This is a genomic window from Erwinia sp. L03-1 (genome assembly GCF_058686115.1).
In genome coordinates this window covers 3,331,017-3,352,397 of the sequence record NZ_CM178762.1, presented here as the reverse complement: position 1 = coordinate 3,352,397, position 21,381 = coordinate 3,331,017, and the positions used below count along the sequence as shown (strand labels likewise).

The window sequence follows — 21,381 nt, the reverse complement described above, 5'->3', positions numbered from 1 at the left end:
AGGATGGAGGAAGAAATTATCAGGGGAAGGGCAGCGAGGACGGGGTAAAGGGAGAAATTCGCACGGGAATGGCGGGGGGAAGATAGCAGGAGAAAGTGGCAGGGAGTTGACGCCGCGGGGGGGTCATTCCAAAAAAAAGAGGCCGCGGGCGGCCTCTTATATGCTTCATTCAGGAAGGGTTAGTGCTGATGCTGGTCGTCGGGATGACCGTGCTCAAGCTCTTCTTTGTTTTTACTGAAGCGGCGGCGGACCACCACAAAGAATACCGGAACAAAGAAGATGGCAAGAATAGTTGCGGTCACCATCCCGCCCATCACGCCAGTCCCTACCGCATTCTGCGCACCGGACCCTGCACCGGTACTGATAGCCAGCGGCAGTACGCCGAGAATAAAGGCCAGAGAGGTCATGAGAATCGGACGAAGACGCATACGTACCGCCTCAAGCGTAGATTCAACCAGCCCTTTGCCCTCTTTCTCCATCAGATCCTTAGCAAACTCAACGATCAGTATGGCGTTCTTCGCTGACAGGCCAATGGTTGTTAACAGCCCCACCACGAAGTAAACGTCGTTACTGAGCCCGCGCAGCGCGGTGAAGAGCAGCGCCCCGATAACACCTAACGGCACCACCAGCATAACGGAGAACGGAATTGACCAGCTCTCATACAGCGCCGCGAGGCAGAGGAACACCACAATCAGCGAGATAGCGTAGAGTGCGGGTGCCTGGTTACCGGATAAGCGTTCCTGATAGGACATACCGGTCCAGTCAAAGCCAATGCCCTGCGGCAGCTTCGAGGCCAGCTGTTCCATCAGGTTCATCGCTTCACCCGAACTTTTGCCTTCCGCTGCCTGGCCGAGGATCTCCATTGACGGCAGCCCGTTGTAACGTTCCAGACGCGGTGAACCATACTGCCATTTTGCGCTGGCGAAGGCTGAGAAAGGCACCATCTGGCCGTTAGATCCGCGGACGTACCACTTATTGATATCATCCGGAAGCATACGGGAATCGGCCTGGCCCATTACATACACTTTCTTCACGCGACCACGGTCAATAAAATCATTGACGTAGGAACCGCCCCAGGAGGCACCGATGGTGGTGTTGATATCAGAAATCGATACGCCAAGGGCTTCGGCTTTCTCCTGATCGATCATCAGCTTGTACTGCGGCGTATCTTCCAGACCGTTTGGACGAACACCCACCAGCGTATCCGAATGCTGGGCAACCATGCCTAACAGCTGATTACGGGCTTTGGTCAGTGCATCGTGTCCAAGGTTAGCCTGATCGATGAGCTCAAAGTCAAAGCCTGTTGCATTACCCAGTTCGATAATCGCTGGCAGGTTGAACGGGATGACCATGGCATCTTTGATCGCGCCGAAGGCCTGCATCGCGCGGCCCGCTATACCATCTACTTTGTTTGCCGCCCCGCTACGATCGTCCCAGGGTTTGAGACTGACGAAGGCAATACCGGTATTCTGTCCGCGACCCGCAAAGCCGAAGCCGTTAACGGTAAAGACCGAATTAACGTTAGCCTTCTCTTTGGTCAGGAAGTAGTCAGTCACCTGATCGAGCACTTTTTGCGTACGCTCCTGCGTTGCGCCAGCAGGTAGCTGTGCCTGCGCCAGCAGCAGACCCTGATCCTCTTCCGGCAGGAAGGAGGTTGGTAGCTTAACGAAGATCACCGCCATCAGAGCCACAATCGCCAGATAGATCAGCAGATAGCGGCCCGTGCTGCGGATGATATGGCCCACGCTGTTGGTGTAGTGATCGGTGCTCTTTTCAAACATGCGGTTAAACCAACCAAAGAAGCCGGTCGTGATACCGTGATCGCCCTTTTTGACAGGTTTTAGCATGGTTGCGCAGAGTGCTGGCGTCAGTACCAGTGCAACAATAACTGACAGCACCATTGCCGATACGATGGTGATAGAGAACTGACGATAGATAACGCCGGTTGAACCGCCAAAGAACGCCATCGGAATAAATACCGCCGACAGGACCATGGCGATACCGACCAGCGCGCCCTGGATCTGCTCCATCGACTTACGGGTCGCTTCCTTCGGCGGCAGGCCCTCTTCGGCCATAACACGCTCGACGTTCTCTACCACCACGATGGCATCATCGACCAGCAGGCCTATCGCCAGCACCATCCCAAACATCGTTAGCGTGTTTATGGAATAGCCAAAAGCATTGATAATCGCGAACGTACCCAGCAGAACGACCGGCACCGCAATCGTCGGGATCAGCGTTGCGCGGAAATTTTGCAGGAACAGGTACATCACGATAAACACCAGCACAATCGCCTCAATCAGGGTTTTCACCACTTCATTGATGGAGATTTTAACAAACGGCGTTGTATCGTAAGGGTAAACCACCTTCATCCCTGCCGGGAAGAAAGGCTCCAGTTTGCCCAGTTCTGCTTTTACTGCGGCGGCGGTATCCAGTGCGTTAGCGCCGGTCGCCAGCTTGATACCGATACCGGAGGCCGGTTTACCGTTATAGCGTGCGATGATCTCGTAGTTTTCACCTCCCAGCTCAATTTTCGCCACGTCCCTGAGCAGTACGCGCGATCCATCCGTATTCACCTTCAGCAGAATTTTGCCGAATTCGTCGGTTGAGGTCAGACGCGTTTGCGCGATGATTGAGGCGTTGAGCTGCTGGCCCGGTACCGGTGGTGAACCGCCTAACTGACCGGCCGCCACCTGGGCATTTTGCGAGGTAATGGCGCTAATCACGTCCACCGGCGTTAGCTGATAGTTGTTCAGCTTGTGCGGGTCCATCCAGATACGCATTGCATACTGCGCACCAAATATCTGGGTGTCACCCACGCCCAGCGTACGGCTGATGGGGTCTTTGATGTTGGAGGCAACGTAGTCCGAAATATCGTTCTGCGTCATACTGCCGTCCTGGCTAACAAACCCGGCTACCATCAGGAAGCTGCTGGAGGATTTTTGAACCTGAATCCCCTGCTGTTGCACTTCCTGCGGGAGCAGAGGCGTAGCCAGCTGCAGTTTGTTTTGCACCTGAACCTGTGCGATATCGGGATCGGTACCTGACTGGAAGGTCAGCGTGAGCTGCAACGTACCGGATGAATCGCTGTTTGATGACATATACATCAGGCCATCAATGCCGTTCATATTTTGTTCAATTACCTGGGTAACTGAGTCCTGTAGCGTTTTAGCATCCGCACCCGGGTAAGTCGCTCGAATCTGAACTGACGGCGGCGCAACATTGGGATATTGCTCAATCGGCAGTTTTAGAATCGACAGCACACCCGCCAGCATAATAATGATGGCGATGACCCACGCAAAAATGGGGCGATCGATAAAGAACTTAGCCATGTATCAGCGGCTCCTGTTTAAGACTTAGGTTGTTCAGACTTCGCCTTATCGGCATCATCTGTACTGACTTCCTGTGGCGTAACCTGAGCGCCAGGTTTCGCACGCTGAACGCCAGTCGTAATGACTTTATCGCCAGGTTTCAGTCCGGCAGTCACCAGCCACTTATCACCAATCGCCTGCTCGGCTGTGATCGTACGGGATTCGACTTTGTTATCTGCTCCAACGACCAGTGCGGACGCTGCGCCGGTTGGCGTGCGGGTTACGGCCTGCTGCGGCACTAACAGTGCATCAGGATTGGTGCCCTCTTCCAGACGCGCGCGAACGAACATTCCGGGCAGTAAGGTCTCATCAGGATTCGGAAAAACCGCGCGCAGCGTAATGGAACCGGTGCTCTCATCGACGGTAACCTCAGAAAATTCTAATGTTCCGCTCTGCGGATATTCTTTACCATCCTGCGTTAACAGTTTGACCTTAGCTTTACCGTCAACCTGCTTTAACGTGCCCGATCTCAGTTCGTTACGCAGGCGCATAAAGTCTTCACTGGACTGGGTGACATCAACATAGATGGGATCGAGCTGTTGCACCGTTGCCAGCGCGGTCGTTTGTCCACTCTGCACCAGCGCGCCTTCCGTTACGGAAGATTTACCAATGCGCCCGCTGATAGGAGAGGTGACACGCGTATACGCCAGATTGATGCGCGCGGTTTCGACATTCGCCTGTGCCGCCTGAACGGCTGCCGATGTCTGACCCTGGGTGGCCATCGCCTGATCGTAGTCCTGCTGGCTGATGTATTTGGTGCCCAGCAGCGGCTTATAGCGTTTCACGGTCACTGCGGCAATATTCGCATTGGCCTGAGCCTGAGCCAAATCGCCTTTCGCACTGTCCCATGCGGCTTTATAAGGCGCAGGATCGATCTGGTAGAGAGATTCCCCCGCCTTGATATCCGTACCTTCAGCAAAGTTGCGCTTCAAAATGATGCCTGAAACCTGTGGGCGAACTTCAGCAACACGGAACGACGAGGTACGACCGGGAAGATCGGTAGTAATGGTGAGCGGGGAACTTTTCAGCGTCACCACACCGACTTCAGGTGGTTTCTGTTGTCCAGTCTGCTGCTCTTTGTTATCACATCCTGTTAGCACTAAGCTGCCTGAAAGCATCAGAACGGCCGCCAGAGGCGTTAACCCTCTGTTTTTGTTCATAAATAAACCTCGAGTGTCCGATATCGATTGTTCAATGGATCACAAACCCATAAACCCATTGCTGCGTTTAAATTATGGTCGTGCTATGGTACATACATTCGCAAATGTATGTAAGTCCACCTTTTTGTAAAAAACTCCTTATGGCACGAAAAACCAAACAGCAGGCGTTAGAAACGCGAAATCACATCCTTGATGCAGCTATAGAAAGATTTTCCGAGCACGGTGTGTCTAAAACGTCACTGGCTGATATTGCGAAAACAGCAGGGGTGACGCGTGGTGCAATTTACTGGCATTTTAGAAACAAAAGCGATTTACTGAATGAGATTTGGGCTCAGTCCGAATCAGGATTGAAAGACTTAGAGCATGAGTATCAGTTAAAATATCCTTCTGATCCACTATCCGTTATGAAAGCGATGCTGACGTATGTCCTTGAAGCCACAGCCAGGGACAGGCGGAGACGTTCGCTTATGGAAATAATTTTCCACAAATGCGAATTTGTCGGCGAAATGGCGACTTTGCAGTTTATCCAACAGACGCTGTTTCTGGAATGTTACGAAAAAATCGAAGATGTCCTGCGGGAGTGTATGGCAGCGGGGCAGTTGCCGGACAATCTGGATACCCGCCGCACCGCGATTGTGCTGCGCGGTTATATGACGGGGATCATGGAGAACTGGCTGTTTATGCCTGACAGCTTCGATATGGCGGCCGATGCGCCACAGCTGATCGACGTCCTGATTGATATGATGCAGCACGGCCAGACGCTTCGTGTACCGCAGATGCAACCCGTTTAATCGCCTGGGACCAGCTTTTTTTCAAAATCCTGCTGTACAATCGCCAGCGCGGCCAGCACCGTTTGTGGCGCAATATTGTTTTCCTCCAGCAGCATAATTAAATCCACGGCCAGCCTGACCTCTTCGGGAGCGGTTTCCAGCGACATCGTTATCTCCTTGATCTCTATCTTCAGGTTATATGCGCAGCTTTCTTACGACCAGCAGCATGACAAGTGCGCCAGCCAGCGCCGCAAGCAGCCCCTCAGGCGACAGTTCTGCCAGCATCGCATCATTTAAGAAAGCGCTAATATAGCCGCCAATCAGCGCGCCCACGACGGTAAGCACCAGGGCGGGGACCCGGCCGCCGGGGCGGCCATGCGAAACGATACGTGAGGCAAGGCCGGTCAGCAGCCCGATGATAATCCAGCAGAGAAGCCCCATCCTTACTCTCCAGTCAGAAATTTAACACAGTATATACGACACAGACGAACCGGTAGCCGCCTAGCGTTCCCGATACTCAATCGCCCGCTCGATTCGCTTCAGTGCCTGCAGGCAGCGCTGCAATCTGCCTTCCAGCGCGGCGATCTCGCGCTGCAGGGTTTGCTGCTGGGCCAGGGTTTCACGCGTCGCAAGCTGGCTTTCTCGGTCCGCTACCATGGCGCGCAGGCGGCGCTCATAGTCCTGGTGCTCCGCCAGCTTCTCATAAAGGTTTACGCTGATGGGTTCCTTTTGCGCTTCACCTTTGCGCAGGCGCTGGGTAGCCAGCTCGCGCTGGAGTGCACCCATTTGCAGTACGATCCGCTCGGCCATCCAGGCGACGCTATCGGTGCGGCGATCATCGACGCTCTGCCTCAGCTGCGCGAGGCTTTGCCGGACTTCCAGCAGATAATCCCCCAGCCGGGTGGTATGACAATAAAACAGCTGGTGGTCAAAGCGGGCGCTGGGGGTGCGTTTATTCGCATGGGGTGCCACAGCCTGGGCCAGAAGGTCGAGTTTTTCTTCCAGCTGTTGCAGCAGAAGGGCACTTTTCATCTTGATTCTCTCCGGTGAGCGCATCGTTATGATACCCTCATTTCAGGGGCTTCCCGCTTCAGTCTTCTATTCTACCGATTATTGTCGTCCAGGGCTGTTACTTCGCAGGATGACATGCTTTTCTCCCCGCGGCGACGTGCAGCGGCGGTTGATACCGCGCAACAAATGCCGTGATTTTTCTTACCATGGTTGCATTTGTCCAGGAGTTTGCATAGATTTGGTCGTTTTCGTGCGCGGCTTCCCCTGACGTTATCGTTTTGTTCTGCGAAGGTCTTCGCAAGAGCAGCCGGAGCTGCGCGAGTCAGATTTGTATTTACCAGGCATAACACTATGACCGCGACTGCGCAGCAGCTTGAATTTCTTAAAAACAGTATCAAAAGTATCCCGGATTACCCTAAGCCGGGCATCCTGTTTCGTGACGTAACCAGCCTGCTGGAAGATCCTAAAGCGTTCGCACTCAGTATTGAACTGTTCGTTGAACGCTATCGTGATGCAGGTATTACCAAAGTTGTGGGTACGGAAGCCCGGGGTTTCCTGTTTGGCGCGCCGGTGGCCTTAGGGCTGGGCGTTGGCTTTGTACCGGTGCGTAAACCCGGCAAGCTGCCGCGTAAAACCTTCGCTGAAACCTACGAGCTGGAATACGGCAGCGATCGACTGGAACTGCACTGCGATGCGATTCAGCCCGGCGATACCGTGCTGGTGGTGGACGATCTGCTGGCAACCGGCGGCACCATTGAGGCGACGGTTAAGCTGATCCGCCGCGCGGGCGGCACGGTTAATCAGGCCGCATTTGTGATCAATCTGTTTGACCTGAGCGGTGAAGAGCGGCTGAAAGCTCAGGGCATCGAATCGTTCAGCCTCGTGAAGTTCCCGGGACACTGATCCCTTCTGCGTTCAGCCTCGCCGTCAGGGTGGGGCTGTGATAGCATTACCCTCCGGTCCACCCAACACATTCTGCGAATTAATGAGCTATCAGGTACTGGCCCGCAAGTGGCGTCCACAAGCGTTTACTGATGTTGTCGGTCAGGAGCATGTCCTGACAGCGCTGGCGAATGGCCTGTCGCTCGGCCGCATCCATCACGCCTATCTTTTTTCCGGCACCCGAGGGGTCGGAAAGACCACTATTGCCCGTCTGCTCGCCAAGGGGCTGAACTGCGAAACTGGCATCACCGCCACCCCCTGTGGGCAGTGCGATAACTGCCGTGAAATCGAACAGGGGCGCTTTGTCGATCTGATCGAGATTGATGCCGCCTCGCGTACCAAAGTTGAGGATACGCGCGATCTGCTGGATAACGTGCAGTACGCCCCGGCGCGCGGTCGTTTTAAAGTCTATCTGATTGATGAAGTCCATATGCTCTCCCGTCACAGCTTTAACGCGCTGTTGAAGACGCTGGAAGAGCCGCCGGGCCACGTAAAATTTCTGCTGGCGACCACCGATCCGCAAAAGCTGCCGGTGACCATCCTCTCCCGCTGCCTTCAGTTCCACCTGAAGGCGCTGGATGTTGAGCAGATCCGTGGGCAGTTAGAGCATGTCCTGCACGAGGAGCAGGTTGACGCGGAGGCGCGCTCGCTCCAGCTTATTGCCCGCGCGGCTGACGGCAGCATGCGTGATGCCCTTAGTCTGACCGACCAGGCTATCGCTATGGGGCAGGGGCAGGTGACCACCGCTACCGTCAGCGCCATGCTGGGTACGCTGGACGACGAGCAGCCGCTGGCGCTGATTGAAGCCCTGGTGGATGCGCAGGGTGAGCAGATGATGTCGCTGCTCAACCAGGCGGCCTCGCGTGGCGTGGAGTGGGAAGCGCTGCTGGTAGAAATGCTGACGCTGCTGCATCGCGTTGCGATGATTCAGCTTCTGCCCTCGGCGCTGGGCGACGATTTTGCCGCTGTCGAGCAGCGTTTGAGGGAGCTGGCCCGCGTGATTCCCCCGGCGGAGGTTCAGCTTTATTACCAGACGCTGCTGGTTGGGCGCAAAGAGCTGCCGCTGGCGCCGGATCGCCGGATGGGCGTCGAGATGACGCTGCTGAGAGCGCTGGCATTCCACCCCCGCGAGGTGATCGCCGAGCCGGTAGCTCGCCCGGTGATGACGCCACAGGCCCAGCCGGCGGCCGTTCAGCCCGATCCGGTACGGGCGCCTGGCGGTATCGCACCGCCGCATACGGTGCAGCCGGGTAACGCTTCCGGCGGGTCGCCCCCGGCGCAGCAAAATGCTGCGCCGGGGGCGGTATCCGCATCCGCTGAGGCCAGCTCACCCGCGCCGACGCAGCAGGATGCCCCTCCCGCCTCGCTGCCTGAAAGTACCAGTCAGCTGCTACAGGCGCGTACCCAGCTGATGCGTCAGCAGGGAGTAACCAAATTAAAAAAGAGTGAGCCGGCAGCGCTAAGTGCGCGGCCGGCAGCTTCAGCGCTGGAGCGACTGGCCTCCGTTACCGAGCGGGGTCAGAAGCGGTCAGCGGCCGCAGCGCCGTCCGCCCCGGTAAAAAAAGAGGCCTATCGCTGGAAAACGCAAAAGCCGGACGAGGCTAAACCGGCCCCGGTAGCTACGCCAAAAGCGCTGCGTACCGCGCTGGAGCATGAGAAAACGCCCGAACTGATGGCCAGGCTGGCGGCTGAATCGCTCCTGCGCGATGCGTGGGCGGCAGAAGTGGCGACCCTGACCCTGCCAAAGCTGGTACAGCAGCTGGCGCTGAACGCCTGGAAAGAGGTCAGCGAAAGCGGCATCTGCCTGCATCTGCGGTCCAGCCAGCGCCATCTGAATTCACCCGCAGCGCAGCAGGTGCTGAGTGAAGCGATGAGTCAGGCGGCGGGTCAGCCGGTTGAACTTACACTCGTAGAAGACGATAATCCTGCGGTGTTAACGCCGCTGGAGTGGCGTCAGGCGATTTATGAAGAGAAGCTGGCGCAGGCGCGCCAGTCGATTAGCACGGATAATCATATTCAGACCCTGCGTCAGTTTTTTGACGCCGATGTGGATGAAGAGAGTATTCGCCCCCTTTGAAACGCTGCATCACTGCTCTGGCATGATTGCGGCCCGATCCGAGAGAGAAAACTATGTTTGGAAAAGCCGGACTGGGTAACCTGATGAAACAGGCCCAGCAAATGCAGGACAAAATGGCTCATGTGCAGGAAGAGATTGCTGCCATGGAAGTAACCGGTGAGTCAGGCGCTGGCCTGGTGAAAGTCACCATCAACGGTGCGCATAACTGCCGTCGCGTTGAGGTTGATCCAAGCCTGCTGGAAGACGACAAAGATATGCTGGAAGACCTGGTGGCAGCCGCCTTCAACGATGCGGCACGTCGCGTTGCCGAAGCGCAGAAAGAAAAAATGGCGGCCGTTTCCAGTGGTATGCAGCTGCCACCTGGCTTCAAGATGCCGTTCTGATGCAGACCAGCCCGCTCCTCGAAAGCCTGATGGAGTCGCTGCGCTGCCTGCCGGGCGTTGGGCCAAAGTCGGCCCAACGCATGGCGTTCCAGCTGCTACAGCGGGACCGTAGCGGCGGCATGCGCCTGGCTCAGGCCCTGACGCGCGCCATGTCAGAGATTGGGCACTGCGCGGACTGCCGGACCTTTACCGAGCAGGACGTGTGTACCATCTGTGCAAATACCCGTCGTCAGCAAAATGGCCTGATCTGTGTGGTTGAAAGCCCGGCCGACATTCATGCCATTGAGCAAACCGGGCAGTTCGCCGGACGCTACTTTGTGCTGATGGGCCATCTTTCTCCGCTGGACGGCATTGGCCCGAACGATATCGGGCTGGATCGGCTGGAACAGCGGCTGGAAAAAGAGACGATACATGAAGTCATTCTGGCCACCAATCCGACGGTAGAAGGTGAGGCGACCGCTAACTACATCGCCGAACTGTGCGGACAGTATGGCGTTGACGCCAGCCGCATCGCCCACGGCGTACCGGTCGGTGGCGAACTGGAAATGGTGGATGGCACCACGCTGTCACACTCCCTTGCCGGACGCCATAAGATTAGATTCTGACCAATCAACGGCACGATCGCCTGTGCCGTCTTGAAATCCCCAGCATTGCCCCCACCTTACTTCTCAACGTAGATCAACCTGAATCAGTTGAGGTAGAAATGACCATGAAAGGACAAGAGACGCGTGGCTTCCAGTCAGAGGTAAAACAGCTTCTGCACCTGATGATCCATTCCCTCTATTCAAATAAAGAAATTTTCCTGCGGGAGCTGATTTCCAACGCCTCCGATGCTGCCGACAAGCTGCGCTTTCGTGCGCTGTCCGTGCCGGATCTCTATGAAGGCGACGGTGAACTTCGCGTACGGGTTTCGGTTGATAAGGAAAACCGGACGCTGACGCTGAGTGACAACGGCATCGGTATGAGCCGGGACGAAGTCATTGAGAACCTGGGGACGATTGCCAAATCTGGCACCAAATCCTTCCTCGAGTCGCTGGGATCGGACCAGGCAAAAGACAGCCAGCTGATCGGTCAGTTCGGCGTTGGGTTCTACTCGGCCTTTATCGTTGCCGATAAGGTGACGGTTCGCACGCGTGCCGCCGGCGCCAGCGCCGATCAGGGCGTATTCTGGGAATCAGCGGGTGAGGGCGAATATACCCTTGCTGATATCACCAAAGAGGATCGGGGAACGGAGATCACCCTGCATCTGCGCGAAGGTGAAGATGAGTTCCTGGATGCCTGGCGCGTGCGCAGCATCATCAGCAAGTATTCCGACCATATTGCGCTGCCCGTTGAGATCGAAACGCATAACGAGGAAGAGAACACCACCGCCTGGGAGAAGATCAACAAGGCGCAGGCGCTGTGGACGCGCAATAAGGCCGACATCAGCGACGAAGAGTACAAAGAGTTCTATAAGCACGTCTCGCATGACTTCGCCGACCCGCTGACCTGGAGCCATAACCGCGTTGAGGGCAAGCAGGAGTATACCAGCCTGCTCTATATCCCGACCCAGGCTCCCTGGGACATGTGGAATCGTGACCACAAGCATGGCCTGAAGCTGTACGTCCAGCGCGTGTTTATCATGGACGACGCTGAGCAGTTTATGCCGAACTACCTGCGCTTCGTGCGCGGTCTGATAGATTCCAGCGATCTGCCACTTAACGTCTCCCGTGAAATCTTGCAGGATAGCCGCATCACTCAGAACCTGCGGAACGCACTGAGCAAGCGTGCGCTGCAGATGCTGGAAAAAGTCGCGAAGGATGATGAAGAGAAGTACCAGCAGTTCTGGCAGCAGTTCGGACTGGCCCTGAAAGAGGGGCCGGCAGAGGACAACGCAAACGCGGAAACCATTGCTAAACTGCTGCGTTTTGCCTCTACCAGCAGCGAAGGCCCGGCGCAGACCGTGTCGCTGGAAGACTACGTTAGCCGCATGGTCGAAGGGCAGGAAAAAATTTACTACATCACCGCTGACAGCTATGCCGCAGCGAAAAGCAGCCCGCACCTTGAGCTGTTCCGTAAGAAAGGTATCGAAGTCCTGCTGCTCTCTGACCGTATTGATGAATGGATGATGAGCTACCTGACTGAATTTGATGGTAAATCATTCCAGTCCGTCAGTAAGGCAGATGACGAGCTAAGCAAGCTGGCCGACGAAGAGAGCGAAGAGCAGAAAGAGGCCGAAAAGGCGCTGGAACCCTTCGTGGAACGCGTGAAGACGCTGCTTGGCGACCGCGTGAAGGAAGTGCGTCTGACGCATCGCCTGACCGATACGCCAGCCATTGTCACCACCGAAGCCAATGACATGAGTACCCAGATGGCGAAACTGTTTGCGGCAGCGGGGCAGGCAGTGCCGGAAGTGAAGTATCTGTTTGAGCTGAACCCGGATCACGCGCTGGTCAAGCGTGCGGCCGATACCGGGGATGAGGCCCGCTTTGGCGAATGGGTTGAGCTGCTGCTGGATCAGGCGATGTTTGCCGAGCGCGGTACGCTGGACGATCCGAACCAGTTTATCCGCCGTATGAATCAGCTGCTGCTGGCGTAAACCTTAGCGCTACAGCATCCTGCCCACAGGCCCCGCCCGCATTCGCTGGCGGGGCCTTATTGTTTGTGGGCTGCCTTATCATCATCCGACGCTGGCCGCCTCCTCCAGCAGCCAGCGACGAAACAGTTTGATCTCCCGCTCCTCAATACGCGACGCCTTTACCATCATCCAGGTCGCCCGGTCGACTTCTGCGAATCCTAATGGCGCTATCAGCGTGCCTTCACGGATCTCTTTACGTACCAGAATCTGCGGCGTCATGATGATCCCCAGCCCGTTTCGCGCGGCCTGAATGGCCAGCGTCAGATTATCAAAATGCCTTCCCGCCCAGAAATCCCCCTTTGCGCCGGTTTTTTTTGCCCACTCTGCCCAGGCGTGCAGCTTGGTATCGGCATGCAGCAGGGAAAGGGTGGAAAAGTCCGTTTCATAGGTGAGATTCCGGGCGACCCCGGGCGCACAAACCGGGCCAATATAATCAACGGTAATCAGCGTGGCGGCGATGTCATCCTGTACCGGCTGCTCATGGCTGAGGATCAGCACGTCAGACTGCTCGTTTCTGACGCGCTCGATATCAACATGTGTCTGAAAAGTCAGGGCTATATCGCTATGAAGTGCCGAGAAACGGCTAATGCGCGGGATAAGCCACTGGGCCAGAAAGCTGGGGGCGCAGGAGACGGTCAGGCTGTTGATATTGCGGGCGCGAATTTTCTCACAGGTGGTCTCAATTTCACGAAAGGTTTGCATGCAGCAAACCTTCAGCCGCTCACCGTCTGAGGTGAGATGCACCCTGCCGTTGGCGCGATTAAACAGCGGTTTCCCCAGCCACTCTTCCAGCAGCTTGATCTGATGGCTTACCGCGCTGTGGGTGACGTTAAGCGACTGCGCAGCCTGGCTGAAGCTCTGATGCAGCGCTGCCGAATGAAAATAGCGCAGGGCGCGCAGGGAAGGGAGGCCAGTCATAAGTAAACCCTGTTAGTAAAACTAACAGCCAGTGTCTGTTTATATCATTTTAATGTCCAGCGCGTTTTCCATAATCTGATTTCAGAGGCGAAACGGCACAGGCTCATTAACGCTAAGCGCCCCTTCAGGGAAGACGCATTACAGCGCGGTTCCTCCTTATCCAGTCAGCGATGACGACTATCAGCCATGTGAAGGACAGGAAAATGACCATTCAGCATACAGCAAAAACACAGCTCGTCATGTTTACCGGTGGCCGGGACAGCACGCTGGCAGCATGTTATTTAATGTTACAGGGGATCCCCGTTCACCTCTGGTCAGGCAACAGCGGATGTTCACTGCACCGCGGCATTTTGTCGCATCGCGTTGAAGAGCTGAAATCCCGCTTTGGCGAGCTGGTTGTCGATCATACCGTGGCTGATATCAGCGGTGCATTCCGCTCCATCGCCATCGAACACCTTGAAGCTGACATTCTGAAATACCGCAAAAATCTGGTTTTGCTGGGCGAAAAGCTGGCCATTCACGCGCATCTGGTCGACTTCTGCCGCCGCAATGACATTAACACCATCAACGATGGCATTACGCATTACCAGATGGAGTTTCCCGAGCAGCGTCCGGTTGCCAAAACCTTCCTGATGGAGATGATGGCGCAGTTTGACATCAACTATCAGTCACCCATCTATGAATTTGCGCAGTCGGCGGATGACGTAAAATATCGCCTGCTACAGCTGGGGATCTCAACCAAATCGCTGGAAGGCATCAGTATTTTCGCTGACAGCTTCTCGACGCCGGGCGATGACACCATTCTCGCCTACCTGAAAGATAAAACGCCGCTGGCCCTGAATATCGTGCGCTTCCTGGCCGGAGAAACGCTGATGACACCCGTGGAGAAAACTGCCAGTGCCGCAGCCTGATCGCACATGTACCCCCGACGTAGCCGAGGGGCTACGTTCTCCCCGGGAGGCTGATATGAACGTGATCGTCAAGTGCTCGGCGGTGATTATTCATCAGCGTTCACTGCTGCTGACGCGAAAATGCGGTACGCGAATCTTTATTTCGCCCGGCGGTAAACCCGAACGAGGGGAAGACCACCTGAGCTGCCTGAAACGGGAGCTCCAGGAAGAGCTGGGCGTGCAGATCAAGTCCTTCCGGCCCTTTGGTCTGTTTCACGGCAGGGCGGAGTTTGAATCCATGGCGATTGAGAATCACGTGTATCACGTCGAGATCGTTGGCCAGCCCCGCGCGGGCGCGGAGATAGAGGAGATCGCCTGGGTTAACTACCGCCGGCCGCCCTGTGAAATCGCGGTGGGATCCATCTTTCGCGACAACGTCATGCCACTGCTTTATCAGCAAGAGTTAATCAACTAATGGATGCTTCTTCGTTATCTCCCGACCTACAAAAACGCCACGGCGAACAATTTTATAAGCGAGCGCTTATGCAGCGAGATGAATTACGGGATGAATTAACCCGCATCTACCATCTGCAGGATTATGAGCTTTACTTCGTTCAGTCCGTGCGGGTTGGCCTGGTTATTCTGTCGCATCTTTTCTATAAGCAGGAGACGACGCTCTGTCTGGCTAAGCAGGCGCATTATCAGCCGGTCAGCGAGCTTTTCCAGCGTCCGACATCGCTCTGTACCGGGCCGGGCAATGTGCCGATTATCACCCATGTCAGCCCCTATACCGGCGAGGTCAATCCGCTGACCGACTGTAAAGGCAAGGGAGTGGTGGATGCTTCACACAGCTTCGCAACGAATCTGCACGATGAGCTGATTGCGTCGAGCTCAATCTTCGTCGCGCCGCTGCATAAGCATGCTTCGCTGACCATCGGGCTGGCGGTTATCGCGCTGCGCCCTGAGCACTTCAGCACCCTGTTGCGCAGTGAGCTACGGCTGTTCGAAGGAACGACGGCCTCCGCAAAACCCCTGGAAGAGGCACTGCATAACATTCGCAGCAGCGACTGGCAGCCCTATAACGTGGCACAGGTGAATAGCATTGCACTGAAGGATGTCGCGGGCAGGCATTTCACCTCAATGAGCGATACCCGCTTGCCGTTCAGCTGTTTTGAGGTGCCACCACTGAGTGCGGCGCTGCAAAAGCAGGTCAAAGCCGCAGGTGCCAGCTACTTCCCCCATGTTAATACGCTGCGTATCTCCGGCTGGGCCAGGGGCGACGGCAGAAGGGGGATTGATGTGACCGGGCAGATAAAACAGAACCTGATTGACTTATGGGAGCAGCAATGAAACAAACCAAACCGCTTAACGGCAGCCTGATCGGCATTCTGGGTGGCGTGATCCTGAGTTTTGACTCGGTGTTCATTCGGCTGATGGGCATCCATGACTCATGGACGATTGTCATGCTGCGCGGTTTTTTTATGTGGGCGGTCTGTCTGCTGGTGTGGGCGCTGTGGCGGCGGAGTCGTTCCACGCTCGGTAAGCCGTGGCTGACCCGGGAGAATGCGCTGCCAACGTTGTTTTTTGCCATTGCTTCCGCCTGTTTTGTGAACGCGCTGAATCGCGGTAACGTGGCGACGGTGCTGGTGATTATCTCCTCCACGCCGTTTGTTTCCGCGCTGATTTCCCGCTTATTCTTTCAGGTTAAGTGCGATCGCAGCGTCATGGTTGCCGCTCTGGCGGGGATTGCCGGAGTGGTCATTGTGATGTCAGGACGTTCGGCGGGTGACTCCGCCGTAGCTAACGTCTATGCGCTGGCTACGGCGGTATCTATGGCGCTGGCGTTTATCTTTACCGCTCGGGTGGAGGGAGGGACGCTGGCGCTGCCGTCGCTGGGTGGGGTCGTGGCGTCGGTGGCAATCCTGCTCTGGTCAGGCGCGGATATGTTCACTACGCTCAGAGAGCTGAGCCTGGCGCAGTATGGCTGGTCGCTGGCCGAGGGGATGCTGGTGATGCCGCTGGCGATGGGATTAATCACATTATCGACCCGCTACGTCTCACCGGCCAATGCCGGGCTGTTTCTGCTACTTGAAACGGCGCTTGCCCCGCTGTGGATGGCGATCTTTCTTGCTGAAATGCCAACCCTCCATGCGGTGGCGGGTGGGGCAATTATCGTGGTCGCGGTCATCTCGCAAACGCTGTACGCGCGGCGACAGGTCTCGTCCGCTCGCTATGCAGACGCAGGTTAACCACCGCGTTCCTTGTGGAGAAAGAGCCATAATGGTATGGTTTCAGGCTGGACAAATTTAAAATTTAAGCGATTCGCAAGGGGATTTACGCAATGCGTATTATTCTGCTCGGTGCACCGGGTGCAGGTAAGGGAACTCAGGCTCAGTTTATTATGGAGAAATACGGTATTCCGCAGATCTCTACGGGCGACATGCTGCGTGCAGCCGTTAAAGCAGGTAGCGAACTGGGTAAACAAGCCAAAGCGATCATGGACGCCGGTAAGCTGGTGACCGACGAGCTGGTTATTGCGCTGGTCAAAGAGCGTATCGCTCAGGAAGACTGCCGCAATGGTTTTCTGCTGGACGGCTTCCCGCGTACCATTCCTCAGGCGGATGCGATGAAGGATGCCGGGATCAAGGTAGACTACGTGCTGGAATTCGCGGTGCCGGACGAGCTGATCGTCGAACGCATCGTGGGCCGCCGCGTTCATGCGCCTTCTGGCCGCGTTTATCACGTTAACTTCAACCCGCCGAAGGTCGAAGGTAAAGATGATGTGACCGGCGAAGAGCTGACCACCCGTAAAGACGATCAGGAAGAGACCGTGCGCAAGCGCCTGGTTGAATACCATCAGCTTACTGCTCCACTGATTGCTTATTACAGCAAAGAGGCCGCAGCGGGCAACACCACTTATCATAAAATTGATGGCACCCGTAAGGTGACTGAAGTGCGTGACGAGCTGGCTGACATTCTCGGTTAATCCCTTCCGGGCCAGGCATTCCTGGCCCCTGTTACAGCAATTGGTTCTCACCCCGCATTTTTCCGCTAGAATAAGCCTTGTTTTCTTCTCCACAGCTGCCCTGATAAGGAATAACAATGAGGCAAGAAAAACCCGGCGTGCTGCTGGTGAACCTTGGCACACCCGATGCGCCGACTACCCCCGCAGTGAAACGCTACCTGAAACAATTCCTCAGTGATAAACGCGTCGTGGATACCCCACGCTGGCTGTGGTGGCCGATCCTCAACGGCGCTATTTTGCCGATCCGATCGCCACGCGTCGCCAAACTCTACGCATCGGTGTGGATGGATGAGGGCTCGCCGCTGATGGTTTACAGCAAACGGCAGCGGGAGGCGCTGGCCGCGCGCGTGGATATGCCGGTAGAACTGGGTATGAGCTACGGCAGCCCGAGCCTGAAATCCGCGCTCGACAGCCTGATGGCGCAGGGCGTCACCCGCCTGATTGTGCTGCCGCTCTATCCACAATTCTCCTGTTCAACGGTGGCCGCCGTGTGGGACGGTATTACTGAGGTTTTTGCCGGCTACCGCAGCCTGCCATCGGTACACTTTATCCGTGATTACGCCGAACATCCGGCCTATATTGCCGCGCTGAAGGCCTCCGTTGAGAAGTCCTTTGCCACCCACGGCCAGCCGGATCTGCTGGTGACGTCTTTCCACGGTATTCCGCAACGCTTTGCCGATCAGGGCGATGACTATCCTCAGCGCTGTTACGCCACCTTCGAGGCGCTGAAGACCGCGCTGGGGCTGACCGATAAGAATGCGATGCTGACCTTCCAGTCACGTTTTGGCCGGGAACCCTGGCTGACGCCTTATACCGATGAAACCATGAAGTCGCTACCGGGTAAGGGCATTGAATCCGTGCAGGTGATGAGCCCGGGCTTTTCTTCCGACTGTCTGGAAACGCTGGAAGAGATCAGCGAAGAGAACTGCGAAATCTTTATGCACGCAGGCGGCAAAAGTTTTAACTATATTCCTGCGCTTAACGCTGATGCACTGCATATTGATATGATGGTTGAACTGGTTAACGAACACCTGTAACCGGTTTGAGTAACGGGGATGCGCGCGCTGTCGGGCATCCCTGTGTTATCCTTCCCCGCCTGACCCCTTTCTGAATTTTGAACGATGAAATTTCCCGGCAAGCGTAAATCTAAACACTATTTTCCCGTAAGCGCCCGTGACCCTCTACTTCAACAAACGCTGCCCGAAAGCGACGTTGCCACCAGCTGGATCGTCGGCATAGACCAGACGCTGGTGGATATTGAAGCCAAAGTCGATGATGACTTTATCCGTCGTTTCGGGCTGAGTAGCGGGCACTCGCTGGTGATTGAGGATGACGTAGCCGAAGCGCTTTATCACGAGCTGATGAAGGAAAATCTGATTACCCATCAGTTTGCCGGGGGAACCATCGGCAACACGCTGCACAATTACTCGGTGCTGGCAGACGACCGCTCGGTGCTGCTGGGCGTGATGTGCAGCAACGTGCAGATTGGCGGCTACGCCTATCGCTATCTGTGCAATACCTCCAGCCGTACCGACCTGAACTATCTCCAGGGCGTGGAAGGCGCGATTGGGCGCTGCTTTACGCTGATTGGCGATCGCGGTGAGCGAACCTTTGCCATCAGCCCGGGGATGATGAACCAGCTAAACCGGGAAAGTATTCCCGAAGAGGTGATTGCCGGGGCATCCGCGCTGGTGCTGACCTCCTATCTGATCCGCTGTAAGCCGGGCGAGCCGATGCCGGATGCCACCATGCAGGCCATTGCCTTTGCGAAAAAGCATAACGTGCCGGTGGTGCTGACGCTGGGAACCAAATACGTGATTGGGGATAATCCTGAGTTCTGGCGGGCATTCCTGCGCGAGCATGTCTCCATCGTGGCGATGAATGAAGAGGAAGCCGAGGCGCTGACCGGTCTCAGCGATCCGCTTCAGGCGGCCAATATGGCGCTGGACTGGGTGGATCTGGTTCTCTGCACCGCCGGGCCGCACGGGCTGTATATGGCTGGCTTTACCGAAGACGAAGGGAAACGTAAAACGCAGCATCCTCTTCTGCCGGGGGCGATCCCGGAGTTTAACCAGTATGAGTTCAGCCGCGCGATGCGGCATCAGGACTGCCAGCAGCCCGCCAGAATATTTTCTCATATCGCCCCTTATATGGGCGGGCCAGAAAAAATCATGAATACCAACGGCGCGGGTGATGGCGCGCTTGCGGCGCTGCTGCACGATATCACCGCCAATAACTATCACCGTTCAAACGTACCTAACTCCAGTAAGCACGGGCGGGAGTATCTGACCTACTCCTCTCTGGCGCAGGTATGCAAATATGCCAACCGGGTCAGCTATCAGGTACTGAACCAGCATTCACCTCGTCTGACGCGAGGTCTTCCCGAGCGGGAAGACAGCCTGGAAGAGTCCTACTGGGACCGGTAACGCGTGGGCTACCCTGCGAGGGGGGAGCCCAACCGGTTATACCGGGCGGGACGGGGGTATGGCGGGTGCGATCTGCATCAGTTGGAGCATGCTGCTGGCGATTTCCCGTTCTCCCATCACCACCTCGTTCGCCCCGCGCTCGGTGATATAATCCACCTCATCGTCATAGTGGGCGCGGGCGATAATTTCAATGCTGGGGTGCTTTTGCCGCGCCGCCGTGACAATTTCACCCGCCTCATAGCCATTGGGTATGGTCAGCAGCAGCCAGCGCGCGCATGCCAGAGAGGCCAGATCCATCGTTTCGGCGCGCGCGGCGTTCCCCAATACCGCCAGAATTCCCTGCTCCCTGAGCGCTTCCACCCGGCTGCGGCTATTCTCCACCACTACAATGGGAATGCCCTGTTCAATCAGCCGCCGACCCAGCAGGCTGCCGACCCGGCCAAAGCCCACCACGATGGCATGATGGCAGATATCCAGCGGCAGCTGCTCCTCTTCTACTGTCGCGTCCTGCTGCTGGCGGGCATCCGCTTTATCCAGGTAACGTTGCAGCAGGGCAAAAAGGATCGGATTAAGCATGATCGAGAGGATCGCGCCGGCCAGCACCAGATTACGCCCCTCTTCAGGCAGCAGATTGAGTGAAATCCCCAGCCCGGCGAGAATAAAGGCGAACTCTCCGATCTGCGCCAGGCTGACGGAGATTGTCAGGGCGGTGCGCAGCGAATGGCCAAACAGGCGAACCAGCGCCAGCGCCGCCACCGATTTACCCAGCACAATAATCGCCAGCACGCCCAGGACGGCCAGCGGTGCCTTCAGCAGGATGGTCGGGTCAAACAGCATGCCGACGGAAACAAAGAACAGCACGGCAAAGGCGTCCCGCAGCGGCAGCGTATCGTGCGCGGCGCGATGGCTGAGTTCAGACTCATTCAGCACCATACCGGCGAAGAACGCACCCAGCGCGAACGAGACGTCGAAAAATTCAACGGCGCCAAAGGCAATTCCCAGCGCCAGCGCCAGCACCGAGAGGGTGAAAAGCTCCCGCGAGCCGGTGGCTGCGCTGCGCGCCAGGATCCATGGCACCACCCGGCGGCCGACCACCATCATCAGCACCATAAAGGCCGCCACCTTGCCGATGGCAATCAGCAGATCAAGCAGCACCAGACCCAGGCTGGCGCTACCTTGTTCAAACATCCCTGCAATGGCGGGCAGCAGTACCAGCGCCAGCACCATCACCAGATCCTCAACAATCAGCCAGCCAATGGCGATTTGCCCGCGCTGACTGTCAATCATCTGCCTGTCCTCCAGCGCGCGCAGCAGCACCACCGTACTGGCCGTGGAGAGGCAGAGTCCAAAGACCAGCCCGGTCAGCCAGGGCCAGCCCATCACCGTTGACAGCCCCATGCCGAGCAGCGTGGCAACGGCGATCTGCGCGATCGCGCCAGGGATGGCGATGGCTTTGACCGCCATCAGGTCTTTCAGAGAGAAATGCAGCCCGACGCCGAACATCAGTAGTATGACGCCCAGCTCGGCCAGCTCCGGGGCCAGATTCTGGTCGGCCACGTAGCCAGGCGTAAAGGGACCGGCGCACACGCCCGCCAGCAGATAGCCTACCAGCGGAGAGATTCTTAACCGGTTGGCCAGCATACCGAAAATAAAGGCCAGAACCAGGCCTCCCACAAGGGTGGTGATAAGCGGGGTAGTGTGGTGCATGCTCTCCTCCTTATGTATGCAAATGTATCCACTTGTAATTAATGATTGTAAGATATAATGATATTTTTATCGCGGTTTAATCGA

Annotated in this window: 20 protein-coding genes and 1 other annotated feature; of the genes, 13 read left to right on the top strand and 7 right to left on the bottom strand. The window is 56.4% G+C overall.

Annotation, left to right across the window (positions count from 1 at the left end):
- Positions 1–179: 179 nt before the first annotated feature.
- Positions 180–3,332: an efflux RND transporter permease subunit gene (locus AC4PCC_RS15510; RefSeq protein WP_492125106.1), complete on the bottom strand. Its 3,153-nt coding sequence runs from the start codon at positions 3,330–3,332 to the stop codon at positions 180–182.
- A gap of 17 nt (positions 3,333–3,349) precedes the next feature.
- The gene (locus AC4PCC_RS15505) at positions 3,350–4,531 is read right to left on the bottom strand and encodes an efflux RND transporter periplasmic adaptor subunit (protein WP_492125105.1); all 1,182 of its coding nucleotides are present in this window, start codon (positions 4,529–4,531) and stop codon (positions 3,350–3,352) included.
- 140 nt (positions 4,532–4,671) lie between these two features.
- On the opposite strand from AC4PCC_RS15505, the gene acrR reads away from it, so the two are divergent.
- Entirely contained in the window at positions 4,672–5,322 is a 651-nt protein-coding gene (gene acrR / locus AC4PCC_RS15500; protein WP_492125104.1) for a multidrug efflux transporter transcriptional repressor AcrR, read from the top strand.
- On the opposite strand, the gene rsmS is transcribed toward acrR, so the two are convergent.
- Genes rsmS through priC form a run of 3 tightly spaced genes read right to left on the bottom strand, consistent with a single transcriptional unit; the run spans position 5,319 to position 6,333 of the window.
- The gene (gene rsmS, locus AC4PCC_RS15495) at positions 5,319–5,468 is read right to left on the bottom strand and encodes a pleiotropic regulatory protein RsmS (RefSeq protein ID WP_492125103.1); all 150 of its coding nucleotides are present in this window, start codon (positions 5,466–5,468) and stop codon (positions 5,319–5,321) included. The two genes, acrR and rsmS, sit on opposite strands and share 4 nt — an antisense overlap.
- A gap of 28 nt (positions 5,469–5,496) precedes the next feature.
- The gene (locus AC4PCC_RS15490) at positions 5,497–5,742 is read right to left on the bottom strand and encodes a GlsB/YeaQ/YmgE family stress response membrane protein (protein ID WP_492125102.1); all 246 of its coding nucleotides are present in this window, start codon (positions 5,740–5,742) and stop codon (positions 5,497–5,499) included.
- 60 nt (positions 5,743–5,802) lie between these two features.
- Positions 5,803–6,333, bottom strand: coding sequence for a primosomal replication protein PriC (gene priC / locus AC4PCC_RS15485; protein ID WP_492125101.1), 531 nt, complete (start codon positions 6,331–6,333; stop codon positions 5,803–5,805).
- 330 nt (positions 6,334–6,663) lie between these two features.
- Here priC and apt point away from each other — a divergent pair, with 330 nt between their 5' ends.
- The 5 genes from apt to htpG all read left to right on the top strand — a co-directional run bounded on the left by apt (position 6,664) and on the right by htpG (position 12,292).
- Positions 6,664–7,215: an adenine phosphoribosyltransferase gene (gene apt / locus AC4PCC_RS15480; protein WP_067705302.1), complete on the top strand. Its 552-nt coding sequence runs from the start codon at positions 6,664–6,666 to the stop codon at positions 7,213–7,215.
- Between the two features lie 82 nt (positions 7,216–7,297).
- Positions 7,298–9,331 (top strand): DNA polymerase III subunit gamma/tau, encoded by a 2,034-nt coding sequence (gene dnaX / locus AC4PCC_RS15475; RefSeq protein WP_492127541.1) that lies wholly within the window; start codon positions 7,298–7,300, stop codon positions 9,329–9,331.
- Positions 8,673–8,734, top strand: a sequence feature (DnaX frameshifting element). It overlaps the preceding gene by 62 nt.
- Positions 9,332–9,384: 53 nt before the next feature.
- The gene (locus tag AC4PCC_RS15470) at positions 9,385–9,714 is read left to right on the top strand and encodes a YbaB/EbfC family nucleoid-associated protein (protein ID WP_067705305.1); all 330 of its coding nucleotides are present in this window, start codon (positions 9,385–9,387) and stop codon (positions 9,712–9,714) included.
- A complete protein-coding gene (recR, locus tag AC4PCC_RS15465; RefSeq protein ID WP_067705306.1) occupies positions 9,714–10,319 on the top strand; it encodes a recombination mediator RecR in 606 nt (201 codons plus the stop codon). Before AC4PCC_RS15470 ends, recR begins: the two co-directional genes overlap by 1 nt.
- A 104-nt stretch (positions 10,320–10,423) precedes the next feature.
- Positions 10,424–12,292 carry a molecular chaperone HtpG gene (gene htpG / locus AC4PCC_RS15460; protein WP_492125100.1) on the top strand — a complete coding sequence of 623 codons (1,869 nt, stop codon included), beginning with the start codon at positions 10,424–10,426 and terminating at the stop codon, positions 12,290–12,292.
- Between the two features lie 81 nt (positions 12,293–12,373).
- On the opposite strand, the gene AC4PCC_RS15455 is transcribed toward htpG, so the two are convergent.
- On the bottom strand, positions 12,374–13,249 hold the full coding sequence (locus AC4PCC_RS15455) for a LysR substrate-binding domain-containing protein (RefSeq protein ID WP_492125099.1): 876 nt from the start codon (positions 13,247–13,249) through the stop codon (positions 12,374–12,376).
- Between the two features lie 203 nt (positions 13,250–13,452).
- Between AC4PCC_RS15455 and AC4PCC_RS15450 the strand changes: the two genes are divergently transcribed.
- From AC4PCC_RS15450 to AC4PCC_RS15420, 7 genes are all read left to right on the top strand, one after another.
- Positions 13,453–14,160 carry a hypothetical protein gene (locus AC4PCC_RS15450; protein ID WP_492125098.1) on the top strand — a complete coding sequence of 236 codons (708 nt, stop codon included), beginning with the start codon at positions 13,453–13,455 and terminating at the stop codon, positions 14,158–14,160.
- A gap of 55 nt (positions 14,161–14,215) precedes the next feature.
- Entirely contained in the window at positions 14,216–14,614 is a 399-nt protein-coding gene (locus AC4PCC_RS15445; RefSeq protein ID WP_492125097.1) for an NUDIX hydrolase, read from the top strand.
- On the top strand, positions 14,614–15,489 hold the full coding sequence (locus tag AC4PCC_RS15440) for a DUF6024 family protein (protein ID WP_492125096.1): 876 nt from the start codon (positions 14,614–14,616) through the stop codon (positions 15,487–15,489). Before AC4PCC_RS15445 ends, AC4PCC_RS15440 begins: the two co-directional genes overlap by 1 nt.
- Complete coding sequence (locus AC4PCC_RS15435; RefSeq protein WP_492125095.1) at positions 15,486–16,388, top strand: DMT family transporter; 903 nt, start codon at positions 15,486–15,488, stop codon at positions 16,386–16,388. Before AC4PCC_RS15440 ends, AC4PCC_RS15435 begins: the two co-directional genes overlap by 4 nt.
- Positions 16,389–16,480: 92 nt before the next feature.
- Positions 16,481–17,125, top strand: coding sequence for an adenylate kinase (adk, locus tag AC4PCC_RS15430; RefSeq protein WP_067705318.1), 645 nt, complete (start codon positions 16,481–16,483; stop codon positions 17,123–17,125).
- Positions 17,126–17,241: 116 nt separating this feature from the next.
- Positions 17,242–18,201 carry a ferrochelatase gene (gene hemH, locus AC4PCC_RS15425; RefSeq protein WP_067705320.1) on the top strand — a complete coding sequence of 320 codons (960 nt, stop codon included), beginning with the start codon at positions 17,242–17,244 and terminating at the stop codon, positions 18,199–18,201.
- 84 nt (positions 18,202–18,285) lie between these two features.
- On the top strand, positions 18,286–19,590 hold the full coding sequence (locus AC4PCC_RS15420; protein WP_067705322.1) for an inosine/guanosine kinase: 1,305 nt from the start codon (positions 18,286–18,288) through the stop codon (positions 19,588–19,590).
- Between the two features lie 36 nt (positions 19,591–19,626).
- Here AC4PCC_RS15420 and ybaL read toward each other — a convergent pair whose 3' ends face one another.
- Complete coding sequence (gene ybaL / locus AC4PCC_RS15415) at positions 19,627–21,297, bottom strand: YbaL family putative K(+) efflux transporter (RefSeq protein ID WP_492125094.1); 1,671 nt, start codon at positions 21,295–21,297, stop codon at positions 19,627–19,629.
- Between the last annotated feature and the right edge of the window lie 84 nt (positions 21,298–21,381).

Bases quoted from the DNA above. Each gene is read 5' to 3' on its own strand.
- AC4PCC_RS15510 (WP_492125106.1), bottom strand. From the start codon at position 3,332: ATGGCTAAGTTCTTTATCGATCGCCCCATTTTTGCGTGGGTCATCGCC.
- AC4PCC_RS15505 (WP_492125105.1), bottom strand. From the start codon at position 4,531: ATGAACAAAAACAGAGGGTTAACGCCTCTGGCGGCCGTTCTGATGCTT.
- acrR (WP_492125104.1), top strand. From the start codon at position 4,672: ATGGCACGAAAAACCAAACAGCAGGCGTTAGAAACGCGAAATCACATC.
- rsmS (WP_492125103.1), bottom strand. From the start codon at position 5,468: ATGTCGCTGGAAACCGCTCCCGAAGAGGTCAGGCTGGCCGTGGATTTA.
- AC4PCC_RS15490 (WP_492125102.1), bottom strand. From the start codon at position 5,742: ATGGGGCTTCTCTGCTGGATTATCATCGGGCTGCTGACCGGCCTTGCC.
- priC (WP_492125101.1), bottom strand. From the start codon at position 6,333: ATGAAAAGTGCCCTTCTGCTGCAACAGCTGGAAGAAAAACTCGACCTT.
- apt (WP_067705302.1), top strand. From the start codon at position 6,664: ATGACCGCGACTGCGCAGCAGCTTGAATTTCTTAAAAACAGTATCAAA.
- dnaX (WP_492127541.1), top strand. From the start codon at position 7,298: ATGAGCTATCAGGTACTGGCCCGCAAGTGGCGTCCACAAGCGTTTACT.
- AC4PCC_RS15470 (WP_067705305.1), top strand. From the start codon at position 9,385: ATGTTTGGAAAAGCCGGACTGGGTAACCTGATGAAACAGGCCCAGCAA.
- recR (WP_067705306.1), top strand. From the start codon at position 9,714: ATGCAGACCAGCCCGCTCCTCGAAAGCCTGATGGAGTCGCTGCGCTGC.
- htpG (WP_492125100.1), top strand. From the start codon at position 10,424: ATGAAAGGACAAGAGACGCGTGGCTTCCAGTCAGAGGTAAAACAGCTT.
- AC4PCC_RS15455 (WP_492125099.1), bottom strand. From the start codon at position 13,249: ATGACTGGCCTCCCTTCCCTGCGCGCCCTGCGCTATTTTCATTCGGCA.
- AC4PCC_RS15450 (WP_492125098.1), top strand. From the start codon at position 13,453: ATGACCATTCAGCATACAGCAAAAACACAGCTCGTCATGTTTACCGGT.
- AC4PCC_RS15445 (WP_492125097.1), top strand. From the start codon at position 14,216: ATGAACGTGATCGTCAAGTGCTCGGCGGTGATTATTCATCAGCGTTCA.
- AC4PCC_RS15440 (WP_492125096.1), top strand. From the start codon at position 14,614: ATGGATGCTTCTTCGTTATCTCCCGACCTACAAAAACGCCACGGCGAA.
- AC4PCC_RS15435 (WP_492125095.1), top strand. From the start codon at position 15,486: ATGAAACAAACCAAACCGCTTAACGGCAGCCTGATCGGCATTCTGGGT.
- adk (WP_067705318.1), top strand. From the start codon at position 16,481: ATGCGTATTATTCTGCTCGGTGCACCGGGTGCAGGTAAGGGAACTCAG.
- hemH (WP_067705320.1), top strand. From the start codon at position 17,242: ATGAGGCAAGAAAAACCCGGCGTGCTGCTGGTGAACCTTGGCACACCC.
- AC4PCC_RS15420 (WP_067705322.1), top strand. From the start codon at position 18,286: ATGAAATTTCCCGGCAAGCGTAAATCTAAACACTATTTTCCCGTAAGC.
- ybaL (WP_492125094.1), bottom strand. From the start codon at position 21,297: ATGCACCACACTACCCCGCTTATCACCACCCTTGTGGGAGGCCTGGTT.